We start from the raw sequence: 21,775 nt of genomic DNA on the forward strand, positions 1-21,775 counted from the left end.
CACCGAGAAATGAAAGCGGGCCGGGTGCGCCAACACCCGACCCGCTCGGACAACCGAACACAGAGCGTGCCCACGGCTGTCGAAGTTCTGGAGAACTCGACAACCATCCTGGCACATGTTCGAGGCGGCGCGAGCCAAGTCGACCCTGTGGCCGTGGACACGCTCGTCACGAGATCTGAAGGAGATCTACATGACGAGCACGATCGCCCTTGGCGGGCTTCTTCGATACCTGATCGCGTCTCCGGCCAGCCGCGGGAGCAGCATCCGGCGCCTTCGTGACGAGGCTGCGAGTGCCTACTCCGTGCAGACGGACTTCTGGCTGGCGATGCGCAACGCGGTCGCGGCTGACCGTCGCACCACCCGCGACGGTGCCTCCTTGAGGGCGGCGGCCGCGAACGCGAGCGAGAAGCGACGCGACTCGTACGCGCTCGCGGCGGCCAAGTGGTCCCAGGTGTCGCCGCGGTGGGCCGACTGCATGCCCGAGCCTGTCGAGAGCGCCGCGCTGTCGATCGGGGGCGTGGAGCTGACGTTCCGGCCGAGCTTCGCCGAGCGGCACCCGGGCGGGGAGACGGAGATCGTCCTGGTCTGGTACCGCAAGGACAAGCCGAACGAGGACGTGATCCGCGCGGCTCTGCTGGCTCTGACGCTGGCCTACCCCGAGTGCACTCCGGTCTTCGTCGACCTCCCGCGGGCCGCCGTGCATACCGACACCGGCACGCGCCTGCGGCGGTACGAGACGTGGCTCACGTCCGAGGTGGCGGGCCTCGCCCACCTCCTGAACCAGGTCGCCTGAGCGACGGCCGCGACCGACGAGGGGAGGTGAGACATGGCTGAGAGCCGACACGTCGTCCCCAACGCGGGCGGCGGCTGGGACGTCCGCAAGCCGGGTGCGTCCCGTGCGTCCGCTCACACCGACACCCAGGCGCAGGCGCAGGACCGCGCGCGCGAGATCCTGGGCAACGCCGGCGGTGGCGAGATGCTGACGCACGGGCGCGGCGGCGAGATCCGAGCGAAGGACACCATCCGTCCGGGTAACGATCCGCGTAACATCCCGGGCTGAGCGCGAGTGCATCCGCCCCCGTCGGGACCTTGCGTCACGCGACGGGGGCGGATGCGCCGCAGCCGAAGGACTTGGCGACGCCTGCGCGAGCACGCGCGCCGTGAACTACCACTGGCATGCACCCGCAGCACACACCGGCGCTCGCCAGGCTCGAGCGGTACACCCCGGCGTGCCTCACAGCGGCGCAGTGGACGGCCGCACGTGTTGCCGTCCTCGACGCCGTCCGGCTGGTCGGTCCCGCCACGCCGGAGGACGCGAAGGGGCTGGTCTCTCGCCTCTGTCTGTACCTGGCGAGCCCGTGCGGATGGGGCGGGACCTCCGCTCCAGACCTGCCCGTGCTTCTACGCGAGCGACGGCTCAACTCCTACCTCGCCGCGCTCACCACGACGCGCGCCGGCAAGACCGTGGAGAACCACCGCGCGGACCTACGACGGATCTCGCGCGCGGTGAACGGAGTCCCGCCGGTCCCGCGTGGCTCGCCGCGCCGGCGCCCCTCGGCGTCCGCCCGCGCCGATCACACGCTCTGCGATCTGCCAATCTCGTTCGCCGCAATCGCCGCTGCCGCCTCGACGCACGCCGGCGGCGGGTCGGTGCGGTCGACCCTCGAACCGTGGATCGCGGCGGCGTCGGCTGTCACCGCCACCCTGACGAGCACGCGTGGATGCGATGCCGCGGGGCTTGCGGCAGCCGTTGACGTAACGCCCAGGAGCATGAGCACCACGCCCGACAAGTCCTCTCCACCGCGGGTCGACCGACCGCAGCGGCCCGTGGCGCGCGCAGCAGCGCTACGGATGGCGCGACACGCGGCAGCCGAAGCGGCCACAGCGGCGGCACCCAAGCGGTTCGTCGTCCCGGATCTTGAGGCGCTCGCGCCTGAGGTGCAGCGGGCGATCGCTGCCTACGAGCCGCAAGCCGTCGACGACCGGGACTGGGCCCGCGTGGCCGATCTCGCCCGCCTCATGGTGACCGCCTACGGGCCGACCACGCCGGCCGTGACCACCAGCATCTTCAGCCATGTCGTCCGGTTCCTGCGATGGCACACCGCCGAGCACCCCGCATCGGAGCTGACCGCCGTCGATCTTCTGGACCTCGCGCTCGTTGACCGTCACCTCGATGCCGATCCCGGGCCAGCGCGGTCGGTCGCCACCCGGCGGTCGGCGCTGCGACGGGCGATCCGCGCGCTGGATCCCGGACCCCAGGCGCCGAGGATCCCGCACCAGGCCGTCTCACCGCCGTACACACCCGCGGAGTGCGTCGCGTTCGTGCGCCTCGCTCGCAACCAGCCCACCGAGGCCCGCCGACGCCAACTCGGCTTCGTCGTCGGGCTCGCGCTCGGCGCCGGTCTCGACGGGCGCGACCTGCGGCACGTGCGCAGGCGCGACGTGTCGACGGCTGTCGCGGGGCCCGGATCGGAGGTTCTGCTGGTGCAGGTCCGAGACGGGTCGCGGCCCCGGACCGTCGTCGTGCGGGATCAGTACCGCGGGCTGGTCCAGGACGCGCTCGGCCTGCACGACTCCGCCAAGCGTGACGCCGACCAGCTCCTCCTCGGTGTCAGCGACACTCGCCGCAACATCACGTCGCCTGCACTTGGGCAGGCCGTGACGGCGCGGGCCGGTCAGAGCGTCGACATCGACGTGAACCGGCTGCGCTCGACCTGGCTGTGCGCGCTGATGAGCGCACCGCTCCCGCTTGCCGCTGTGCTGCGAGCGGCCGGCCTGCGCTCGGCCCGCACACTGACGGACCTCCTCGAGTACTGCCCGGAGCCCGCGCCGGACGACGTGCGCGCGGCGCTGGCGCACCTGCGCGACGCAGAGTCGGCGGAGGCGGTGAGCCCGTGATCCGTCGACGAGAGTTCGACGGCGTGCTCGCCCTCGTCCATCGCAGCACCGTGCACGACGAGCTCGAGTCGGTGCTGCGTCCCGGCGGCGTCGGCCGCCCCCGGGGACTGCGCATCGACGTCTTCCTCGCTGCGCTCGTGCTGACCGCCGGCAACAAGAAGAGCATGTCGCTGACCAAGGTTCACGAACTGCTCACCAAGGACCTCGCGCGCTCCTACCAGACCGAGCTCGGCATCCGTCGAGACGACCGCCCGCTCACGATCCGCCAGGTCCGCTACGTGCTCGCCGCGATCGAGGCAAAGCTCGGGCACACCGGCAAGTGGACCACGGACCGGTCCGATGCGGAGGTTCAGGCCCGCGAAGAGCTCCTGCAGCGCGTGCTCGACGAGCTTCTCGCCGCGAGCATCCCCGAGTCGCTCCCGCACTACGGGCTCTACGCCGTCGACGGATCCGCGATCTCGTCGGCCGCCCGCGGCAAGCGTGCGGCTCCACCATCCGGGCAGACGCCGTCGACGGGAACGAAGAGCGGGCGACGTCGAAAGGCCACTCCGCCCACGTCGCAGAACCAGGAGACGCTCGACGACCATGCGCTCGCCGAACTGACCGACGAGCGCGGGCGGTCGTTCGACCCCGACGCCCGCTGGGGCTACCAAACGCGCACGTTCGACAAGGGCACGAACAAGTGCTTCGGCTACCAGATGGTCTCCTTCACACGGATTCAGCCCGTCGGCCAGGCGACCGAGCCCCGCCTCACCGAGCGGATCGTGGTCCTGCCCGCCTCTCGGAAGGTCTGCCCACCGAGCATCGCGACGATCGACCGTCTCGCCGCCGACGGGAAGCCCGTCAAGGAGATCGTCGTCGACCGCGGGTTCTCCTACGGCGACGCCGACGAGTGGGCGCGACCGCTACGAGCACGCGGAATCGAGCAGGTACTGGACCTGCACGAGAAGGACCAAGGTGTCCGCGACCTCGACGGCGTCAAGATCATCGCCGGCACGCCCCACTGCCCGAGCATGCCCGATGACCTCGTGAAGATCCTCCGGCCTGCCAAGCTCGACCCCGGGCGCCTGCGCGCCGGCGCCGACAAGTTCGAGCAGGCCGAGCACACCCGTCGCATCGACGAGCTCGTCGAGTTCCGCAGGCGCATCGCCGAACGTCAGCAGTACGCGTTCCGACGCGTCGCGGGACCCTCACCCGAAGGCAAAGAGCGGTACGAGTGCCCCGCCCAGGCAGGCAAGGTGATCTGCGCCAGCTGCCCCGTGTCCCAGTTCCTTCCGAAGGACCGGCCCACCATCTCCGACCCTCCCGCGCTCGAGTCCGCACCCACCGCCTGCAAGCAGCGGACCATCACGATCACGGGCGACGTCACCCCGAAGGTCCGGCAGCGTCACTACTGGGGAAGCGACGACTGGATCCGCTCCATGGGCCGGCGCAGCTCGGTCGAGGGCACCTTCGGCAACCTCAAGTCCGCGAAGACCGAGAACGTCCGACGCGGCTGGATCAACGTCGTCGGCATCGTCAAGACCAGCCTCATGCTCGCCCTGGCACAGGTCGCCGCGAACATGCGCCTCGTCGCCAGCTGGACCAGGCGCACCGGCGAGATCCTTGAGCCCACGCTCGGGCTGAATGACGACGACTTCGGCTTCGAAGAACTCGGCCCGGACGGCACCATCGTCGGCAATGCCGGCCCTCCGACGCACACCTGACCGGCGCACCTTCGACAGCCACCCGAACAGCCCGCGGCACCAGCCGGCGGGCGCTTCGTGCTGCCCACCGACGGTCAGTGGCGGCCGTCCCGCACCCAACACGACGCCCTCAGAGGCGGCAGCGACCACGGCGGGAGGACAACTTCGCTCGGGAGGGCCGGGCCAGCAACAACGAACCCCTCCGCAGTCGCCTCATGGGCGACTGCGGAGGGGTTTCGTCACTAGCGAGTGCCGACTTTCGTCAACACCCCCTGGCGGAGACGGTGGGATTTGAACCCACGGAAGGGTTGACCCCTTCACGGCCTTAGCAGGGCCGCGCACTAGACCTGGCTATGCGACGTCTCCAAGTGCGCACAGGCTACCTGTGGTGGTCGTCGTGCGGCAAAAGCCGTCCGACGACGCACGTGTCACCGGTCGAACGCCCAGGTCCGGTCGGTGAGCATGCGCGCCACGGCCAGGCCGATCGAGAGGGACGCGACGACGAGCGCGGCCTGCACGCCGTACGCGAGCGCGGTGAGCGTGTCGCCGTCGGACAGGTGGAAGATCGCACGGTACGCGAGCACGCCCGGGACCATGATGACGACCGCGGGGACCGCGACGGTCACGCGTGGGACGTCCCGCTTCGGGGCGAGGTACGCCGCGAGCAGGCCGACGACGAGTGCCGCGAGCGCGGCCGCGGCCTGGGTCACCACACCCGCGTCGAGCAGGAGCAGCCGGCCGACGTTCGCGAGCATCCCGACGGTCGCCGCGAGCAGCGCCATGCGCCACGGGCTGTTGAACATCAGCGCGAACCCGATCACGCCCAGGAAGCTCGCGACGAACCGCAGCCCCCACAGCACGGCGGGCGCCAGGTCGGGCGCCGGCGGCACGTCCGGCTCCAGGCCGACGACGGACGAGACCGCCCACACCGCGAGCGCCGCGGACATCAGGACCATGAGCGCGTAGGTCAGGCGTGACAGGCCCGCGGAGAAGTCGAGGCGCGCGAGGTCCAGCGCGCCTGCGACCAGCGGGAACCCCGGGATGAGGAACAGGACCGCGGAGACGTAGCCGGCCTCGTGGCGCGTGGTCAGCGCACCGAGCTCGTGCAGGCCGGACACCAGGCCGAGGTACGTGAAGCAGGCCAGCGTCGCGGCGAGCATCGTCACGCCGAACGGGTTGTAGCCGCGGTGCAGCATCGCCCGGCGCAGCAGCTGCCCGAGCCCGGCGGCGATGAACACGCCCCCTACCTCGACGGGGCCACCGTTGTTGAGGAACGCGAACGCGGCACACGCGATCGCGGACCACAGGGCGTTGAGCAGCGCGGGGTAGAGCGCGGGCCGCGACTGGATGCGGCGCACCTCGTCGAGCACCTCGTCGACCGGGATCGGCACGCCCGTCTCGTCGTACCGGCGCTCGAACCGCGACACCATGCGCTCGATCAGCGCGAGCCGGTCCGCGTTGACGCCGACCGAGCGGACCTCCGCGACCTCGGTGCGGAACGAGCGCCCGCGGTGCGAGGTCGCCGTGATCTCGGTGAGCGTCACGTGCGCCTCGTGGCGCTCGACGCCCATCGCGCGGGCGATGCGGGCCATCGACGCCTTGACGCGGTACGAGCCGGTGCCGCCGGACAGGCTGAGCCGGCCGACCTGCAGCGCCGCGCCGGAACGGCGGATCAGGTCGAGCTCGTCGTCGTCCGGGAGAGCCGTGGAAGGTGTCGTCACGGGGTCAATCCTGGCGTGCGTCGCCGTCGAGGTACTGCCAGCCCTCGGGACCGCGCGCGAACCGGCTGAGCTCGCGCATCGAGCCCCGTCCGGCCGGGCCGCGGTGGAACGCCTCGAACTCGACCGTGCCGTCGGTGTCGAACACGCCGCCGCCGCTTGTCGCGAGCACGTCCAGGCGGTACCACCGGACGTCGGGCTCCAGGTCGAGCACGGCGGGCCGGGTCGACGCGTGCCAGGTGCGCAGCAGGTGCGCGGCGTCCCCGACGGCGAACGCGCTGAACCGTGAGCGCATGAGCTGCTCGGCCGTGCCGGCGGTCCGGTCCTGGCGGTGCAGCGGGCCGCAGCACTCGTCGTAGGTCAGCCCGCTGGTGCACGGGCAACGCGTCTCGGTCACGGCTCCAGTGTGCCCGCCGGGGCGTGGCCCACCGTCGCCCATGGTCCCAGACCCCGAACGGAGGATCCGTCCGCTCTGGGCGAATATGCGTTGACCTGCGCGGTCGACCCGAGGTCTGCTGGCTTCCGTCCGACGACGACGCAGGACACGTCGGGCGTCGCGCCCCGGCGCGAACCGCGCGTATCGGGACGTGTCGGACCCTCTCGTCAGCGTCTGGCCCTCGGGCGGACGTCAGCCGGACGCCCTCCTCGACGGCCCCACGCACCGCTGTCTGGTGCACCTGTCCTGGACCCCTTCCTCGAGCCCGACACCCCGTCCATCCCCGAGCCGTGGTGCTCTGCGAGCCACGCGCGCTACCGCGGCACCGTCTCCGCGTGCACGTGCAGCGCCTGCGGGTCACGGGGTCCGGGCATCAGGCCTCCTCGAACGTCACCGACCGGTTCTCGACGTCCGCCTCGACGAGCCGCACCCGCACACGCGTGCCCGCCTCGAGCCCCGCACCCGCGACGCGTGCGTGCACCACGGGGTCGGCGAGCTGCAGCACGCCCTTGGCACCGCCACCCGAGACATCGACGACCATCCCCTCGAACACCTCGCCCTCCCGGCCCGCGAGCAGCGCGGCCTCCACCAGGTCCAGGCACCCGCGCTCGTACGCGGACGCGCGGCGGTCCCCCGCCGACATGAGGTCCGGCAGCACGGGCAGCGCCTCGCGCACCCACGCGTCGGGCTCGGTGCCGGCCGCGACCGCGAGGCACACCTGCGTGGCGAACCGGTCGACGAGCCGGCGCAGCGGCGCGGTCACGTGCGCGTACGGCGCGGCGATCGCCCCGTGGCCCGGCTCGGCCGGGCGCTCGCCGTCGAACGCCGCGTACGCGGCACCGCGCAGCAGCGTGGTCGCGTCGGTCAGCACCGCGGCCTGCCGCGGGTCGGCGGCGTCGAGGCCCGCGAGGACCTCACCGGCGGGCGCGCCCTGCGGCCAGGCCACACCGAGCGCGAGCGCCGTGCGGCGCAGCCGCGCGACGTCCTCCGGCCGCGACGAGGGCAGCGTGCGCAGCACCCCGATCCCGGCGTCCAGCATGAGCTCCGCCGCGCACATCCCCGTGAGCAGGGAGATCTGCGCGTTCCACTCCTCCACGGGGAGCGTGCGGCGGCTCACGAGGCGCCACGTCCCGTGCTCGTCGAGCTCGACCTCCTGCTCGGGCATCGGCAGCGTGATGCCGCCGCGCGCGCGCTCGGCGGCCTGGCGCAGCTCACCGACCTCGCGCAGCAGCGCGAGCGGGCCGTCGTCCGCCGCGAGCCCGGCGCCCGCGTCGATCGCCTGCTGCGCCTCGTCGTAGGTGAGACGGGCCGACGAGCGCACGGTCGCCCGCCGCACGACGACGCCGCGCGGCGCACCCTCGCCGTCGAGCTCGATCTCCCACAGCGCGACCGGGGCCTCCTGGCCGGGCAGCAGGCTCGCGGCGCCCTCGCTGAGCTCCGGCGGGTGCAGCGGCGTGCGACCGTCGGGCGCGTACAGCGTCGTGACGCGGCCCCGGGCCTCGTCGTCGATCGGGCCGCGCGGCTCGAGCCACGCGGCCACGTCGGCGATCGCGTACCGGACCAGGTAGCCGCCGCCCCGCCGCTCGACGTGCAGCGCCTGGTCCAGGTCCATCGACCCGGGCGGGTCGATCGTCAGGAACGGGAGGTCGCGCGCGTCCAGGCGCTCGGCCGCCTGCGGGCCGGTGGTCGCGCGCAGCCGCGCCTCCTGCAGCACCGCGGACGGGAACGCGGCGGGGACGTCGAGCTCGGCGCGGAGCGCGGCGAGGCCACGGCGGACCGCGACGTCCACGTCACGGTCCCGGTCGCCCGCGGCAGGCGGGAGCGGGCGAGGGACCAGACGCACGTGACGACGAGGCACGGGCCGAGCCTAGGGCGAGCAACCGGCGACGCGCGCGGGCGTCGAGCAGCGTCCTCGCGTCGGCGATCTCCGCGCGCGCCACGATGGAGATCAGAGCCGCTGGCCCACCGGGGGATCCGTCGCTTCACGGCCGCCGGCGTGCGGGCGTCAGGCCTGCTGCTGGTCGGCCGGCGGAGCCGGAGGCACCCCACCCGGGGCCGGTGCCGGCGGGACCGTCGCCGCGTCGACGCCGTCCCGGCGCGCGGCGCGTCGGCGCAGCAGCACCACCGTGACCACGACGACGATCGCGACCACCACGAGGCCGACGAGCACCCACACGAGCGTGAGCACCGGGAACCCGTCGCTCGTGCCGTCCGACGCGACCGCGTCGAGCTGCACGACGTCACCGGCCTGCGCCTCCCACGTCACCGTGCTGCCGTCGATCGTCCCGTTGGACGACTCCACCTCGCCGGGGAACGTGAACGCAACCCGGACCTCGCCGCCGCTCAGCCCCGTCTCGCCACCCGCCGACAGGTCGAGCTCCCCGTCGACGACGAACTTGCCGTCCTCGTGCGTGACCTTCATGTCGTCGTCGCCGAACTCCGCCAGCGGGGTGTCGGCGAAGTGGTACGTGCGGCCGACGTACGTGCCGTCCTCGTACGCCTCCGACGACGTCGCCTCACCGTCGAACGGGTCCTCCGAGCCGAACGCCTCGTCGAACGTCATGCCCGTGCTCTCGAGCAGCGAGCTGCTCACCGCGAGCACCACGGTCCCGTCGACCGTGTCGTCGGCGTGGAACGTGAGGTCCATGTCGAGCTTGAGGCAGCCGGACAGGGTCAGCAGGAGTGCCGCCATCGCGGACACGAGGGCGAGCGCGCGCGCAGGGCGTCGGGTCGTGGACATGGCACGATCCTCCCGCACCGCGGGCAGCGGCCGTGACGGACCCGCGCGTCGGTCCGGGACGCCGCCCGTTCAGCCCACCGTCCGGCCGTGCGAGAACACCCGTCCGGGCGCCACCCGCTCCCCCAGCAGCTCCGGGACCGTCACGAACCGGTACCCGTCGGCCACGAGCCCGTCGATCACGGCGGGCACCGCGTCGACCGTCGAGTCCTGCCAGTCGTGCATCAGCACCACCGACCCCGGCCGCACCTCCGCGAGCACCCGCTCGACCGTCCGTCCCGCGGGCGCCCCCGCCTCCCAGTCCGCCGGGTCCACGTCCCACAGCACCACGGCCTCGCCGTGCCGCGCGACCGCCGCGACCACGTCGTCGTCCAGGTCACCGAACGGCGGCCGGAACAGCGTCGTGACGACGCCCGTCGCGTCCCGCACCGCGTCGGCAGCGCGCGCGAGCTCGTCGTCGACCTCCGCCGCCGGCAGCTCCGGCAGGTGCGGGTGGCTCCACGTGTGGTTCGCCAGCGCGTGCCCCGCCGCGTGGACCGCGCGCACCGCGTCCGGGTCCGCCGCGACGTGCTCGCCCTGCAGGAAGAACGTCGCCCGCACACCCCGCGCCGCGAGCACGTCCAGCAGCCGCCGCGTGTTCGCGCTCGGCCCGTCGTCGAAGGTCAGCGCCACCACGCGCTCGTCGTCCCGCACGCGAGCAACCTACCCCCACCACCCCACACGACCCGCGCGCGCGGTACCGGTCGGGCTGACCGGACCTTTCCGTTCTGGGATCGTCAGCGCCGCCAGGAGCGAACTGGACAGAGCGCCCAACCGCAGGTCCTGGCACACTGGGGCGCACAGCGCACACGAGGGGGCACGCATGAAGACGAGCACTCGGTCGTTGACCGTCGCTGCAGTCATCGTCCTTGGATTCGCGTTCGGGGGTGCAGCGAACGCTGCAACCCAGACGTGGGGGCCGAGAACGAAGACGTGGGACGGGGCCGTGCGGGTCGAAGCCAGTGGAAGCTTCTGGAACAACGCTGGAACCGCCAACAGCAAGGTCACGACCAAGGACCGCAAGGCCGACGGCAACGACGTTCACGGTGCGACGAACTTCTACATCAAGAAGATCGACAAGACGAACGGAACAACCTTCTGGACGTTCTTCGCCGTCAAGAGCGGGGACGACGTGTCCAACACGACGATCACGGACAGGTTCATCAAAACGTACCCCGCGTGGGCCAGCGATTACGACACCGACCAGATGCGTATCGGGGCGTTCTCGTGCGCGCAGATGGGGTGGCCGGTGCCCGACCAGTGCACCAGCGAAGCGATCCTGACCACGTCCTACTGAGCCGAAGCTTCCCTCTTGACTGGTACGCGCGTCGCAGACCTCACCGTTCAGCTCGGTCGGACCATCGCCCTCACGAACGTCACCGTCGCGTTCAGCAGCGGTGTGACCGCCGTCGTGGGCGCGAACGGGTCCGGGAAGTCCACGCTGCTGAGATGCATGGCAGGGCTGGTACGCCCGCACGCAGGGTCGGTCCATGTTGCGGGGCACTCGCTCGCGACCCCTGACGGGCGACGAGCCGCCCGAGCCGCCTTGGGGTACCTGAGTCAACGGACCGACTTCCCCGGGTCGTACACGGTCCGGGAAGCGTTGCGGTACGGCGCATGGTTGCATCGGGTGCCTCGTGCGGAACGTGAGTCGACGGTTCGGGACGCGGTCGAGCGGTTCGCTCTGACGGACCATCAGGTCGCTGAGCTGCGCACCCTGTCAGGCGGGACTCGGCAACGCGTCTACATCGCGTTGGCGTCGATCCACCGGCCCAGTGTTCTGATGCTCGACGAGCCGTCCGTCGGGTTGGACCTTGCTCAGAGGCACGCGCTTCGTGAGGTGATCCACCGGGCGTCGCAGGACAGCACGGTGGTCGTCACAACGCACGACATCGACGACCTCGTGAGCATGGCTGACAGGCTCGTCGTTCTTGCCGAAGGGGTCGTGGTGTTCAACGGCACCGTGACCGAGCTCGACGCGACCGGTGACCGCAGCAACGTGGAACGTCAGGTGCGCACACTGATGACAGGCGCACAGGTCGCATGACGGCGCTGGTCGAGCAGGCTGCTGGCGCCGGTCGTGTGAGCGCGTCGCGCAGGTCCCTGCGAACCGAGCACTGGGCTGCGATCGCCACCGTTGGGCTGCTGGCTGCGCACATCGGGTTGCGGGACGGGCAGTGGACGCACGAGTGGACCCTGAGCATCTGGCAGTACTCGTTCGCGACGATCATGCTGGCGCCCGCGTGTGCGGGATTCGGCGCCTGGAAGGCTGTCGCCGCCGCCAAGGCCTACGCGGACGGTGCGGCGGCGGCTGGACGGCAGACGGCCGTTGTGTGGCGCTCCACGCTCGTGGTGTCCGGGTGGGTTCTGGCGGCGTTCCTCGCCGGGTTCCTCGTGGTGCAGACCGTCATGCTGTTCGCAGGGCCTCCCGGAGCGCCTGCACCGAGCGACTACCTTCCGGTGCTGTCGTGCGTGGCGATGCTCGTCGCGTTCACGAGCTTTGGCTGCTGGGTCGGGTGGCGTGTGCGGTCGTACATCGCGCCGCCGTTGCTTGCGCTCGTGTGCTTCGCCGGGTGCGTGGCGTTGTACACGACGTCGTTGTCGTTCCTGTCTGACACCGGCGGGGCAACTGGAAGTCTCGTGGGTCTGCGACCGAACCCGGCGCGAGTTCTGCTGCAGCTGGTGGTGTTCGGGTTGTTGACCGTGGTGTTCACGGTCTCGGCCGGGAAGGACGCGTATCGGACGGCTCGCGCCCGGTTCGGCATGGGCGCCTTGGCAGTTGTGGCGGTCGGGGCAGTGTTGGTGGGCGCGCTTGCTGGGCCGGAGCGTCTGTTGCCCGACCCGAACGACCCGGTTCGGTGCGCTCAGGCTGACGGTGGCCCTCGGGTGTGTGTCGGCCCGGGGTACGCCGACGAGGCTGGTGAGATCTCGGCGGCGCTCGCTGCGCCCGTCGCGAAGCTGCGCAGCGCGGGTGTGGACGTCGACCTCGGGCGGTTCGACCAGCGGCCCTCAGCCCCAGGCGCACATGTGGTGAACCCGGGGATGCTGACTCGGGGGGCGTTGGCTGCACCCCAGTACGTCGCGAACACGGTGATGAGCTCGACGTGCGCGCTCGAGCCGGATGCTGCGACCGCGTTCGGTGTGCTGGCGTGGTGGCTCGCTCCGGATGGTCGTGAGCGTGACAGCCTCGTGGCGCCCGGAGAGGTGTCGTCCGCGTTGCGGTCGGCGGACCCCGCGGTCTTCGGCCCGGAGGTGCGAAGGCTCGTGAGCGTTCTGCGCGAATGCTGATGCGACTTCGAGACGCCCTGCTCGTGTGGCGCCGGCGTGGAATGGTGTTCGTGCTTGCTCACGCTGCGACGCTTGCGGGTGTTCTGCTGGTCATTCCGCGCGGGCAGCAGGAGGTCCCCGGTCGGCTCGGCATCTACACGTTCGTGTGGCCGCTGGTTCCCGCTGTCGCTGCGGTGTTCCTTCCGTTGGTGTCGATGCGAACGTCGAGCAGTCAAGATCGTGTGGCTCCCGCTTACGCGACGAGGAGAGGGCTCGATCTTGCGGTGTTCTCGACGTTCGCGGTTGCGGCTGTGGTGTGGCGGAACGATCTGGACGTCAGCGTCCTCGTGCGGAACGTCGCGCTGTTCATCGGGCTGACAGCCGTGTGCACCCGTGTGCTCGGGCCCACGGCAGCCTGGGTTGTTCCCGCTGGCGTCGTGATGATCATGTGGCTGCTCGGTACGGGCAACAGTGGGCAGCCGTACGGTTGGGCTGTCGCGCTCCATCCTGCGGGGTCGGCGCCAGCGCTCGTGGTGGCTGCGGTGGCCGCCGCTGTGGGAGTGCTCGGGTATCTGACCGAACCAGCGCGGGACTAGTTGTACTCAGCCAGGACGTTGGTGACAGTCCGAGGCCGTTGACGTGAGGAGAACCTCCGGCTGGGGTGTGGCTTGTCGAAGGCCCACGTCCCGCCGGAGGTTCTCGTGTCTCACGGTAATGCGCGTCTGACTGTCCACGGCCGGGCCTGCTGGTCCGGCGGGTGATCGAGGACCATCGCCCGGTCGCGCACGTCGTCGGCTCCATGCGCCACTACGTACCCCCGAAGCGCAACAAGCCGGACGCCTGAGGGACCGGCTCGTTGCCGATGTCCTGCATGAGCGGAGGGCAAGGGATTCGAACCCTTGAGGACGAGAGGTCCCGCCCTAACGGTTTTCAAGACCGTCGCTTTCGGCCGCTCAGCCAGCCCTCCTCGCCGGTCGCGACCGGCGGCCACGAGTCTCCCACAGAGGCGGTCGTGACCTGCGGGCTCGGTCGCCATGAACCGCGCACGGGTCCCCTCGCACCCGGGGTTCGTCCGCGGGACGTATCTCCCGCTCCCGTGCGGACCACCTGAGGTGCACGCGGCCTCCTCCAGCGCCGCACGACAAGTCAGGGGATTGCGATGAAGAAGTCCACCTCGGCCGCGGTAGGGATCAGCACGGTCATGCTGCTCGGCCTCGGCGCAGCCGTCCTCGCGCCGTCCTACGGAGCGTCCGGCGACGACGACGCCGCGGCCACCAAGCCGCAGAGCGCCACGATCAACGCGACCACCAGCCCCAAGGTCTGTGACGGCGGCGTCCAGAAGCGCCTGCAGGCCCGCACCCAGGTCGAGCCGTTCACCTTCGCCGGCACCGCGGGCGCCGACCGCAACGTGCCCGGCGCGGGTGTCGTCGTCTACGGCCCCGCGACGGGCTACGACACGCTGCTCATCACGTTCAGCGCGGAGACCTACTACACTCGAGGTGCACGACAACAACGTGCCCATCCAGCCCTACGCCAACAACGGCAGCCCGTACGCCTTCACGTCCGAGGCCAAGTACACGGGCAACAGCGTGCAGTTCTGCACCAAGGTCAAGAAGGGCACCCACCGCATCCAGGTGAAGGTGAACACCACCGGCGACGCCACGACCGACAGCGGCTGGATCGACGACTGGACCCTGAGCGTGCTGCGGTTCGAGTGACCGCACCACCACGCGTCGCCGGTGCATGCGGCAGTGCACCGGCGACGTGCGTGTCCGACGCCCGTGTACGACGAGGGCGTCCGACGAGGGCGTCCGACGAGCGGCGCGGTGTCAGCGCACCAGGAAGGGCGTCTCGTCGCGCTCCCACCAGCGGTCCGGCAGACCCGGTGACACCACGTCCAACCGGTACAGCGCGGCGACCCGCGCCAGGCGCGCGTCGTACGTCGCGACCGCCCCGACTTCCGGGTGCGTCAACGCCGCTCCCGCGTGCACCGCGACGAACGGCGGCAGCACCCCCGCGACGTCCGTCGCGCGACCGACCGCCTGGTCGGACAGCCGCACGACCTCGATCTCCAGCAGCGCGCGCTGCGCCACGTCACGCGCGTCGTGGTCGAGCATCCGCGCGGTGCCGCGCAGCTCGCTGACCCCCACCTGCGTCGTCAGCAGGCGCGGACCGTTGCGCCGCGCCCACGTCAGCCAGTCGGCGCGGTGCGGCGCACCGGGCAGGTACCGCGACAGCGCCGACCCGTCCGCGTACACGCGCGCACGCTCGTCGTCGGGACTGGGCACGGTCTCATGATCCCCTCCCGGCGCCACCGGTGGCACACGGGACCCGCGCGATCCCACGAATGCCGACGGCCGGCCACCCCCGCGAGGGTGACCGGCCGCCGACGGGTCCACAGCGCTGGTCAGCGCTGGCGCAGCCGCTCCATCGCGAGCTGCACCAGGGCGATCAGGGCCTGCTTCGTGGCCGCACGCGAACGCGCGTCCGTGTACATGACCGGGACGTGCGCCGGGATGGCGAGCGCCTCGCGGACGTCCTCGAGCGCGTGCTTCGCGACACCGTCGAAGCAGTTGACACCCACGACGAACGGGATGCCACGGCTCTCGAAGTAGTCGACCGCGGGGAAGCACTGGTCGAGGCGGTCGGTGTCCACCAGCACGACGGCGCCGATCGCGCCGCGCACCAGGTCGTCCCACATGAACAGGAAGCGGTCCTGCCCCGGGGTGCCGAACAGGTACAGCCACAGCTGGCCCGGCAGCGCGATGCGGCCGAAGTCCATGGCGACCGTGGTGGTGGTCTTGCGGTCCGACACACCACCGGCGTCGTCGACGCCGATCGAGTGCTCGGTCATCGCGGCCTCGGTGTTGAGGGGCTCGATGTCCGAGATGGAACCGATGAAGGTCGTCTTGCCGACGGCGAACCCGCCCGCGACGACGATCTTGACGGTGGTGGGCGCTACGGCGCCAGCGGTTCCGGCCGGAGCGGCCACCGCGGCGTCAGAGGGCGGAAATGCCATTGAGAACACTCTCCAGCACGCTCAGGGACAGGGCGGGGGACTCACCGGTGTTGACCTCGACCGGCTGAGAGGTGTGCACACGCACGAGCTGGTGGTCGGACATGTCCGACACCAGGATCCTGATGACACCGATGGGCAGGTGGAGCAGCGCCGACAGCTCCGCGACCGAGATGTACGTGCTCGCGGCGTGCTGGAGGATCGCACGCCTCTCGGGGGGCAGACCCTGACTCGACACTGCGTCCGGCAGCGCCTCGACCAATGCCTCGAGCGGCAGGTCGGAGCGCGCCGAGCGCACGCGCCCGCCGGTGACGGCGTAGGGCCGTACCGTCCGGGCGACGTACTCGATGTGCTCACTCATGAAGACATGCTCCTCAGACGGCGGGGGCTCGGGTAGCGCCGTCGACGGGGAGCTGGCCGCGCATCTCGGAGATGAGCTGCGGGGTCAGCGTCGCCTCGGTGCGGGACACGAGCATGGCCATCTCGTATCCGATGAGGCCGACGTCGCAGCTCGAGTCGGCGACCACGGCGAGCACGGAGCCGTTCGAGACGGTCATGAGGAAGAGGAACAGAGAGTCCATCTCGATGATCGCCTGACGCACCTCCCCCGCACGCAGCTGCCGCGACGCGCCGCGGGTCAGGCTCGACATGCCGGAGACGATGGCCGCCAGCTGGTCGCCGCTGGTGCGGTCCAGCTGTTCCGACATCGCCATGAGAAGACCGTCGGCCGACACCACGAGCGTGTGGCGAGTGCCGGGCACGGTCCGGACGAAATTGTCCAGGAGCCAGCCGAAGTTGGCTGCCTCGGTGCTGAGCGCGGTCACACTTCCTCCTTGCTGGTGCAGTCGACGACTGCGGGATCGAACGTCCCCACGACGGGGGCGATGGTGGGAACGACGGCCGGGGTCACGACGTGCTCCTCGGCGACTCGCCGGAGCCGGCGGCCTGGCGGCCGCGCGACGTCCCGGACTGGAAGCTCGACAGCCGGCTGCGCAGCTCGTTCGCGTCGCGCTGGACCGGGGCGGTCGACTCGGAGGGCTCGGGAGCCGTGGCCGGGACGGCCGTCGGCACACGCTTGGTGAGCTGCTCGCCCGAGCGGGCGACGCTCGGACGGTACGCGGAGAGCTGGCTCAGCTCGGACAGCGCCTGCTCCTGGATGTCGGAGCGCAGCGCGAGCATCGCGGCCACGTTGTCGTCGAGCGTCCCGATGCGCGGGGCGACCGACGGCGGCACGACCGGGTGCGGCACGTCCACCGCGGGCGCTGCCGACGCGGCGGGCCGGCTGGTGGCGGCCCACTCCGGCGGAGCCCACGAGCCCGACGACGCGGGCACGGCGGCTGGCACCGCGGCGGCCGAGGCCGGCGGCTCGGGCGCGGACCAGGCCGCGGGCTCGACCCGGGCCGGGACCTCGGGCTGGACCGACGCGGGCGCCGACCAGTCGACGGACGGAGCGGCGACCGGGGACGGCACGGCGGCCGGCGCGACCTCGGTCGGGCCCGTGTCGCCCTTGCGGCGGCCGAACAGGCCCCAGCGCTTGCGCGAGCCCTTCTCCTCCGCGGGCTGGTGCTCGGCCTCGCCGACGCCCTGGACGCCGAACCCGGCGGGAACACCCCACGCCGGCGCGGCGGGCTGCTCCGCGGCGGGCTGCGGGACGGCCGGGGCGACCGGCTCCACGGGCGCGGGCTGCTGCGCGTACGGCTGCTCCGCCGGGGCGGGAGCGTACGCCGGTGCGGCCTCGGCCGCGGCGTCCGACTCCGCGAGCGACGGCCAGGCGGGTGCACCCCACGCGGGCGTCGTCTCGGCCCAGACCTGCTCGCCCTCGGGGGCGGCCTGCGTCTCGGCGGGCTCGTCCGCGACCAGCGACGGCACCTCGAACGACGAGGCCTCGACCGCCGGCTCGGGCTCGAGCGCCGGCACGGCCTGCGCCGCGGGCTCCTCGACGACCGGGACGGCGCCGGTGACGGACTCCCACGACGGCGCCTGCCAGGCAGGCTGCCACGCGGGCTCCTCGGCGACCGGCTCGACGGCATCGGCCTCGGCGTGCGTCTGCTCCGCCTCGTACGACTCGGGCTCGGCCTGCGCGACGACGGGCTCGTACGCCTGCTCGGCGGCGGGCTCGTACGCCTGCACGGCGACCGGCGCGTACGGCTGCTCCGCCTCGGGGGCCGCCTCGGCGACGACGGGCTGCGCGCCCGTGTGCCAGGCGCGGGCCTCGTCGAGCGTGCGCTCGAAGTCGAACTGCTCGGCAGCGGCCGCACGGCGGCGCGCGCCGGACCAGCCGGCGTAGCCGCTGTACGACGTGAAGGACACGCGCGGTGCCGGTGCCGGCTCCTCAGGCGCGGACTGCGCCGCCGGGGTGTCGGACCAGGACTCGGCCTGCGGCTGCGCGTACGCGGCGGGAGCGGACTCCTGCTCGCCCCGCGACGCGAGCGTGTGCGACGCGCCGTCGTACGAGGCGGGCTGGTACGCGGCCGGCTCGTACGAGGGCTCCTCGTGCGACGGCTGCTCGTACGAGGGCTGCTCGTAGGACGGCTGCTCGTAGGCCGGCTGCTCGTAGGACGGCTCGAACGACGGCGCGTCGGTGGCGGCCTCGTAGCTCGTCGGCTCGTACGCCGCAGGCTCCGAGACCTGCTCGGCGACCTGCTCGTCGGCCTCGACGGGCTGCTCGTAGGAGAGCGGCTCGTTCGCGGCGGGCTCGAACGACGGGGGCTCGTACGCGGCGGGCTCGAACGACGCGGGCTCGAACGACGCGGGCTCGAACGACGCCGGCTCGAAGGACGCCGGGGCGGCGACCTCGGGCTCGTCGGCGGCCTCGGCGGGCGCCGCGTCGAACGACGCGGGCTCGTACGCGGCCGGCTCGTCAGCGGTCGGCTCGAACGACGCGGGCTCGTACGCGGCGGGCTCGTACGCGGCAGGCTCGGGCGAGCTCGGCTCCGCCGGGCTCTCGAAGGACGACTCGTACGGCGCCGACTCGTGCGACGCCGACTCGAACGACGCCGGCTCGTACGCGACCGGCTCGAACGACGGCGCAGGCTCGAACGACGGTGCCGGCTCGAACGACGCGGGCGCGTACGCCGCGGCCTCGGGCTCGGACGGCCGGCCCTCGTCGGACGCGAACGTCGGGGCCCACGGCTGCTCGACGTCCGCGGGCGCGGCCGCCTCGGCGTGCGCGGGCTCGGGCTCGTCGTCGGGGACCAGGCCGGGCACCTCGGTGACGGGCTGCGCGGCGTCGGGCGTCCACGGCTCGTCGTCGTCCTCGGCGAGCGCGGGGACCTCGGGCGCGGCGGGCTGCTGCAGGCCGTGCGCGCCGAGCGACATCCACGGCGCGCGGACCTGGTCGCTCACGCCGCCGTCGCCACCCTCGACGACCGCGTTGCGCGTGCGGAACCCGGAGAACAGGCCGGCACGGGCTGCGGGCGACGGGATGCTCGGCGTCTCCTCGCGCGGCGCGACGGGCTCGGCGGCCGGCGCGGGTGCCGCGGCCGGGGCCGGGGCGGCGGACCGCGCGGCACGGCTGGGCAGGCCCGAGCCGGACGTGGCCTGCTGGACCGCGGGCGCCCAGTCGGGGGCCGCGGCGGACAGGTCGGGCGACAGGGTCGGGACGGCGGTCTCGGGCAGGACGATCGCGTTCTCGTCGAACGTCTTGCGCGGACGTGCGGGCAGCTCGCCGCCGCCGCGGGTCGGGAGGCCGGAGCCGCCGAGCTGCGGGACGGGGATGGGCGCGGAGTCGGCCGTCGGCTCGCTGCCGTCGCCGCGGCGACGACGCGGCAGGCCGAGCGAGGTCTCGCCGTCGGTGAGCGCGGCGAGGTCGACGGGGGCGACCTCGGGCGCCGCGGCGGCGTCGTGCTCGAGCGTCGCCGCGACGGAGCCGGGCGCACCGTAGGAGGACATCTCGGTCGTCGCGAACAGCGATGCGGGCAGCAGCACGGTCGTGTCGGTACCCGTGCCGCCCTCGGCCTTCGACAGGCGGACCGCGGCACCGAGCTTCTGGGCGATGCGGCCCACCACGAACAGGCCCAGGCGCTGGGCGCCGAGCGCGTCACCGGCGCCGGACGAGATGATCTTGGCGTTCGCGGCCTCGATCTCCTCCTCGGTCATGCCGAGGCCGTGGTCGCGGATGCGGACGGCGACGAACTGCCCGGACACGCCGGTGGTGACCGTGACGGGCGTCTCCGGCTCGGAGAAGACGGTCGCGTTCTCGAGGAGCTCGGCGAGCATGTGCGCGGCGGGCAGCGCGTTGAAGCCGAGCATGTGCGGGTCGACCTGCAGGTCGAGCTCGATGCGGTCGTACTGCTCGATCTCGGAGGACGCGGTGCGGATCACGTCGGACAGCGGCATGGCGTCGCGCAGGCGACGGCCCGAGTCGATGCCCGCGAGCACGAGGAGGGACTCCGCGTTACGACGCATCCGGGTCGCGAGGTGGTCGAGGCGGAACAGGTTCGCGAGGGTGTTCGGGTCTTCCTCACTGCGCTCCAGCGAGTCGATGAACGACAGCTGGCGGTTGAGGAGGACCTGGTCGCGGCGGGCGACGTTGACGAACATCTCGGCGATGGAGCCACGCAGGGCGGCCTGCTCCTGCGCGACGCGCACGGTGGTCGCGTTCATCGAGTTGAACGCCTGGGCCAGCCGGCCGACCTCGTCGCGCGAGTTCACGGGGATCGGGTCGAGCTGCACGTCCGGCTGCTCGCCGGGGGTGGCCACCTGCTCGACGATCCGCGGGAGGCGCTCGCGGACGTCGGACGCGGCCGAGGTCAGTCGCCGCAGCGGGGTGACGATCGAGCGGGACACGATGAGGGCGAGCAGGAAGGACAGGACGGCGGCGAGCAGGGTCGCGGCGATGGTGACGTAGAACCGCTGCAGTGCGGCGTCCACGTCGGCGCTCGCGAGCGAGCGCGCGTGGTCGATGGTCGTGCCGGCGAGCTCGACGAGCTGCGTCGTCTGCGTCTCGATCTCGCCCGCGTACGCGGCGGGGTCGACCTGGGCGACGGCGTCCTGGTCACCCGAGGCGAGCAGCGCACGCTGGGCGATGAACGCCGACGAGGGCTGGCCGGTGGGCAGCGTCAGGTCGACGCCGGACATGCGGTTGAGCGCGACGGCGGCCTGGGTACGGCTGGACTCGACCTGGTCGACCTTCTCCTGGTAGACGGCGCCGAGGGCGGGGCTGATGACACCGCCGAGGAGCGACGAACCCTGGATCAGCTCGCCGACGAGGTCGGTCGACGTCTGCGACAGCTGCCGGTACGCGGTGACCGACGCGGCGACGTCACGGTTGGGGAAGACCTCACCGAGCTGGGCGACCAGCTCGAGCTGGCCGTTCTCGATGGTCTGGAAGTTCGCCCGGACCACGGAGGACACACCACCGCGCTCGACCGCGAGTCGCGCGGCGGGCAGCGTGGTCTCGTAGTCCGCCTGGACGGACCGGAACTGCTGGACGAGCGCGTCGGGGAAGCGGTCGAGCGGCAGGTCCTTGGTCTTCTCCCGCACCTCGGCGAGCGCCTGGTCGGTCGCGGCCTGCGCCGCGGCGATCGTCTCGGCGTCGCCGGACGTCATCGACACGATGTACTCGTTGTCGATGGCCTGGCCGAGGGGCTGGTACGCGCGGAGCGTGTTGGTGACGCTCTGCGTGGCGCGCGCTTCGTCGAGGTCGTCGAACGCGCTCGCGGTGATGTAAACGCCGAGCAGGACGAGCACGAGCATGGGGACGGCAAGTACGGCCAGCACCTTGGCTCTGATGCCAAGTCGTCGCAGCATCTCGTTCCCTTCCTAGCCCGACGCGGGGGATCCGTCGGCGTGGGCACGACGCCGGATGACCCGTGCCCGATTATCGGCCGTTGGACGATCGACCATTAGCCCGCGGCAGAGTTTGCCATGGACCTCACCCGGAGGGATACGACGAACCCGGACGAGGTGCCACCGGCCGGGGACGCAATGTGGTATCGAACGGACGCCCCGCGTCCGGGCCCGACGTGTCGGCGACCC

At 72.2% G+C, this 21,775-nt stretch carries 18 protein-coding genes, 2 tRNA genes and 2 pseudogenes; 10 read left to right on the forward strand and 12 right to left on the reverse strand.

Features of this window, described 5'->3' with window-relative positions:
- Positions 1-190 precede the first annotated feature (190 nt).
- The 4 genes from ACT17Q_RS14925 to ACT17Q_RS14940 all read left to right on the forward strand — a co-directional run bounded on the left by ACT17Q_RS14925 (position 191) and on the right by ACT17Q_RS14940 (position 4,604).
- Positions 191-793: a hypothetical protein gene (locus ACT17Q_RS14925; protein WP_444663408.1), complete on the forward strand. Its 603-nt coding sequence runs from the start codon at positions 191-193 to the stop codon at positions 791-793.
- 33 nt (positions 794-826) lie between these two features.
- On the forward strand, positions 827-1,060 hold the full coding sequence (locus ACT17Q_RS14930) for a DUF2188 domain-containing protein (protein ID WP_444663410.1): 234 nt from the start codon (positions 827-829) through the stop codon (positions 1,058-1,060).
- 116 nt (positions 1,061-1,176) lie between these two features.
- Positions 1,177-2,898, forward strand: coding sequence for a hypothetical protein (locus ACT17Q_RS14935; RefSeq protein WP_444663412.1), 1,722 nt, complete (start codon positions 1,177-1,179; stop codon positions 2,896-2,898).
- Positions 2,899-2,969: 71 nt separating this feature from the next.
- Positions 2,970-4,604, forward strand: coding sequence for a hypothetical protein (locus tag ACT17Q_RS14940; RefSeq protein ID WP_444663414.1), 1,635 nt, complete (start codon positions 2,970-2,972; stop codon positions 4,602-4,604).
- A gap of 252 nt (positions 4,605-4,856) precedes the next feature.
- Here ACT17Q_RS14940 and ACT17Q_RS14945 read toward each other — a convergent pair.
- From ACT17Q_RS14945 to ACT17Q_RS14970, 6 genes are all read right to left on the reverse strand, one after another.
- A tRNA-Ser gene (locus tag ACT17Q_RS14945) sits at positions 4,857-4,949 on the reverse strand.
- A 62-nt stretch (positions 4,950-5,011) separates the two neighbouring features.
- Positions 5,012-6,304 (reverse strand): threonine/serine ThrE exporter family protein, encoded by a 1,293-nt coding sequence (locus ACT17Q_RS14950; protein ID WP_444663416.1) that lies wholly within the window; start codon positions 6,302-6,304, stop codon positions 5,012-5,014.
- Positions 6,305-6,308: 4 nt separating this feature from the next.
- On the reverse strand, positions 6,309-6,740 hold the full coding sequence (locus tag ACT17Q_RS14955; RefSeq protein ID WP_444663418.1) for a YchJ family protein: 432 nt from the start codon (positions 6,738-6,740) through the stop codon (positions 6,309-6,311).
- Between the two features lie 370 nt (positions 6,741-7,110).
- Positions 7,111-8,595: an RNB domain-containing ribonuclease gene (locus ACT17Q_RS14960; RefSeq protein ID WP_444663420.1), complete on the reverse strand. Its 1,485-nt coding sequence runs from the start codon at positions 8,593-8,595 to the stop codon at positions 7,111-7,113.
- Between the two features lie 147 nt (positions 8,596-8,742).
- Positions 8,743-9,477, reverse strand: a complete 735-nt coding sequence (locus ACT17Q_RS14965; protein WP_444663422.1) for an LppM family (lipo)protein — start codon at positions 9,475-9,477, stop codon at positions 8,743-8,745.
- Between the two features lie 69 nt (positions 9,478-9,546).
- On the reverse strand, positions 9,547-10,167 hold the full coding sequence (locus tag ACT17Q_RS14970; RefSeq protein ID WP_094181664.1) for a polysaccharide deacetylase family protein: 621 nt from the start codon (positions 10,165-10,167) through the stop codon (positions 9,547-9,549).
- A 169-nt stretch (positions 10,168-10,336) separates the two neighbouring features.
- Between ACT17Q_RS14970 and ACT17Q_RS14975 the strand changes: the two genes are divergently transcribed.
- The 5 genes and pseudogenes from ACT17Q_RS14975 (at position 10,337) to ACT17Q_RS14995 (ending at position 13,376) form a co-directional block, all read left to right on the forward strand.
- On the forward strand, positions 10,337-10,810 hold the full coding sequence (locus ACT17Q_RS14975) for a hypothetical protein (RefSeq protein WP_094181663.1): 474 nt from the start codon (positions 10,337-10,339) through the stop codon (positions 10,808-10,810).
- Positions 10,811-10,864: 54 nt separating this feature from the next.
- Positions 10,865-11,254: pseudogene (locus ACT17Q_RS14980) on the forward strand (ATP-binding cassette domain-containing protein); the annotation flags it as partial.
- 21 nt (positions 11,255-11,275) lie between these two features.
- Positions 11,276-11,560, forward strand: a pseudogene (locus ACT17Q_RS14985) (AAA family ATPase); the annotation flags it as partial.
- Complete coding sequence (locus ACT17Q_RS14990; RefSeq protein WP_094181661.1) at positions 11,557-12,801, forward strand: hypothetical protein; 1,245 nt, start codon at positions 11,557-11,559, stop codon at positions 12,799-12,801. The pseudogene ACT17Q_RS14985 and the gene ACT17Q_RS14990, both read left to right, overlap by 4 nt.
- Positions 12,802-12,845: 44 nt before the next feature.
- Positions 12,846-13,376 (forward strand): hypothetical protein, encoded by a 531-nt coding sequence (locus ACT17Q_RS14995; protein ID WP_444663425.1) that lies wholly within the window; start codon positions 12,846-12,848, stop codon positions 13,374-13,376.
- A gap of 280 nt (positions 13,377-13,656) precedes the next feature.
- Here the strand turns inward: ACT17Q_RS14995 and ACT17Q_RS15000 are convergent.
- A tRNA-Ser gene (locus ACT17Q_RS15000) sits at positions 13,657-13,747 on the reverse strand.
- Between the two features lie 532 nt (positions 13,748-14,279).
- Here ACT17Q_RS15000 and ACT17Q_RS15005 point away from each other — a divergent pair.
- Positions 14,280-14,498 (forward strand): hypothetical protein, encoded by a 219-nt coding sequence (locus ACT17Q_RS15005; RefSeq protein ID WP_444663427.1) that lies wholly within the window; start codon positions 14,280-14,282, stop codon positions 14,496-14,498.
- 111 nt (positions 14,499-14,609) lie between these two features.
- Here the strand turns inward: ACT17Q_RS15005 and ACT17Q_RS15010 are convergent, their stop codons facing one another.
- The 5 genes from ACT17Q_RS15010 to ACT17Q_RS15030 all read right to left on the reverse strand — a co-directional run bounded on the left by ACT17Q_RS15010 (position 14,610) and on the right by ACT17Q_RS15030 (position 21,547).
- Positions 14,610-15,068, reverse strand: coding sequence for a hypothetical protein (locus ACT17Q_RS15010; protein ID WP_444663429.1), 459 nt, complete (start codon positions 15,066-15,068; stop codon positions 14,610-14,612).
- Between the two features lie 119 nt (positions 15,069-15,187).
- A complete protein-coding gene (locus ACT17Q_RS15015; protein WP_094181657.1) occupies positions 15,188-15,799 on the reverse strand; it encodes a GTP-binding protein in 612 nt (203 codons plus the stop codon).
- Positions 15,780-16,157: a DUF742 domain-containing protein gene (locus ACT17Q_RS15020; protein ID WP_094181656.1), complete on the reverse strand. Its 378-nt coding sequence runs from the start codon at positions 16,155-16,157 to the stop codon at positions 15,780-15,782. The genes ACT17Q_RS15015 and ACT17Q_RS15020 overlap by 20 nt, the downstream gene beginning before the upstream one ends.
- A gap of 13 nt (positions 16,158-16,170) precedes the next feature.
- Positions 16,171-16,620, reverse strand: coding sequence for a roadblock/LC7 domain-containing protein (locus ACT17Q_RS15025; protein WP_094181655.1), 450 nt, complete (start codon positions 16,618-16,620; stop codon positions 16,171-16,173).
- A gap of 82 nt (positions 16,621-16,702) precedes the next feature.
- Positions 16,703-21,547 (reverse strand): ATP-binding protein, encoded by a 4,845-nt coding sequence (locus ACT17Q_RS15030; RefSeq protein ID WP_444663432.1) that lies wholly within the window; start codon positions 21,545-21,547, stop codon positions 16,703-16,705.
- Between the last annotated feature and the right edge of the window lie 228 nt (positions 21,548-21,775).

Source organism: Cellulomonas sp. CW35, assembly GCF_052378485.1.
Lineage (GTDB): Bacteria > Actinomycetota > Actinomycetes > Actinomycetales > Cellulomonadaceae > Cellulomonas > Cellulomonas uda.

Bases quoted from the DNA above. Each gene is read 5' to 3' on its own strand.
- ACT17Q_RS14925 (WP_444663408.1), top strand. From the start codon at position 191: ATGACGAGCACGATCGCCCTTGGCGGGCTTCTTCGATACCTGATCGCG.
- ACT17Q_RS14930 (WP_444663410.1), top strand. From the start codon at position 827: ATGGCTGAGAGCCGACACGTCGTCCCCAACGCGGGCGGCGGCTGGGAC.
- ACT17Q_RS14935 (WP_444663412.1), top strand. From the start codon at position 1,177: ATGCACCCGCAGCACACACCGGCGCTCGCCAGGCTCGAGCGGTACACC.
- ACT17Q_RS14955 (WP_444663418.1), bottom strand. From the start codon at position 6,740: ATGGGCGACGGTGGGCCACGCCCCGGCGGGCACACTGGAGCCGTGACC.
- ACT17Q_RS14965 (WP_444663422.1), bottom strand. From the start codon at position 9,477: ATGTCCACGACCCGACGCCCTGCGCGCGCGCTCGCCCTCGTGTCCGCG.
- ACT17Q_RS14975 (WP_094181663.1), top strand. From the start codon at position 10,337: ATGAAGACGAGCACTCGGTCGTTGACCGTCGCTGCAGTCATCGTCCTT.
- ACT17Q_RS14990 (WP_094181661.1), top strand. From the start codon at position 11,557: ATGACGGCGCTGGTCGAGCAGGCTGCTGGCGCCGGTCGTGTGAGCGCG.
- ACT17Q_RS15015 (WP_094181657.1), bottom strand. From the start codon at position 15,799: ATGGCATTTCCGCCCTCTGACGCCGCGGTGGCCGCTCCGGCCGGAACC.
- ACT17Q_RS15020 (WP_094181656.1), bottom strand. From the start codon at position 16,157: ATGAGTGAGCACATCGAGTACGTCGCCCGGACGGTACGGCCCTACGCC.
- ACT17Q_RS15030 (WP_444663432.1), bottom strand. From the start codon at position 21,547: ATGCTGCGACGACTTGGCATCAGAGCCAAGGTGCTGGCCGTACTTGCC.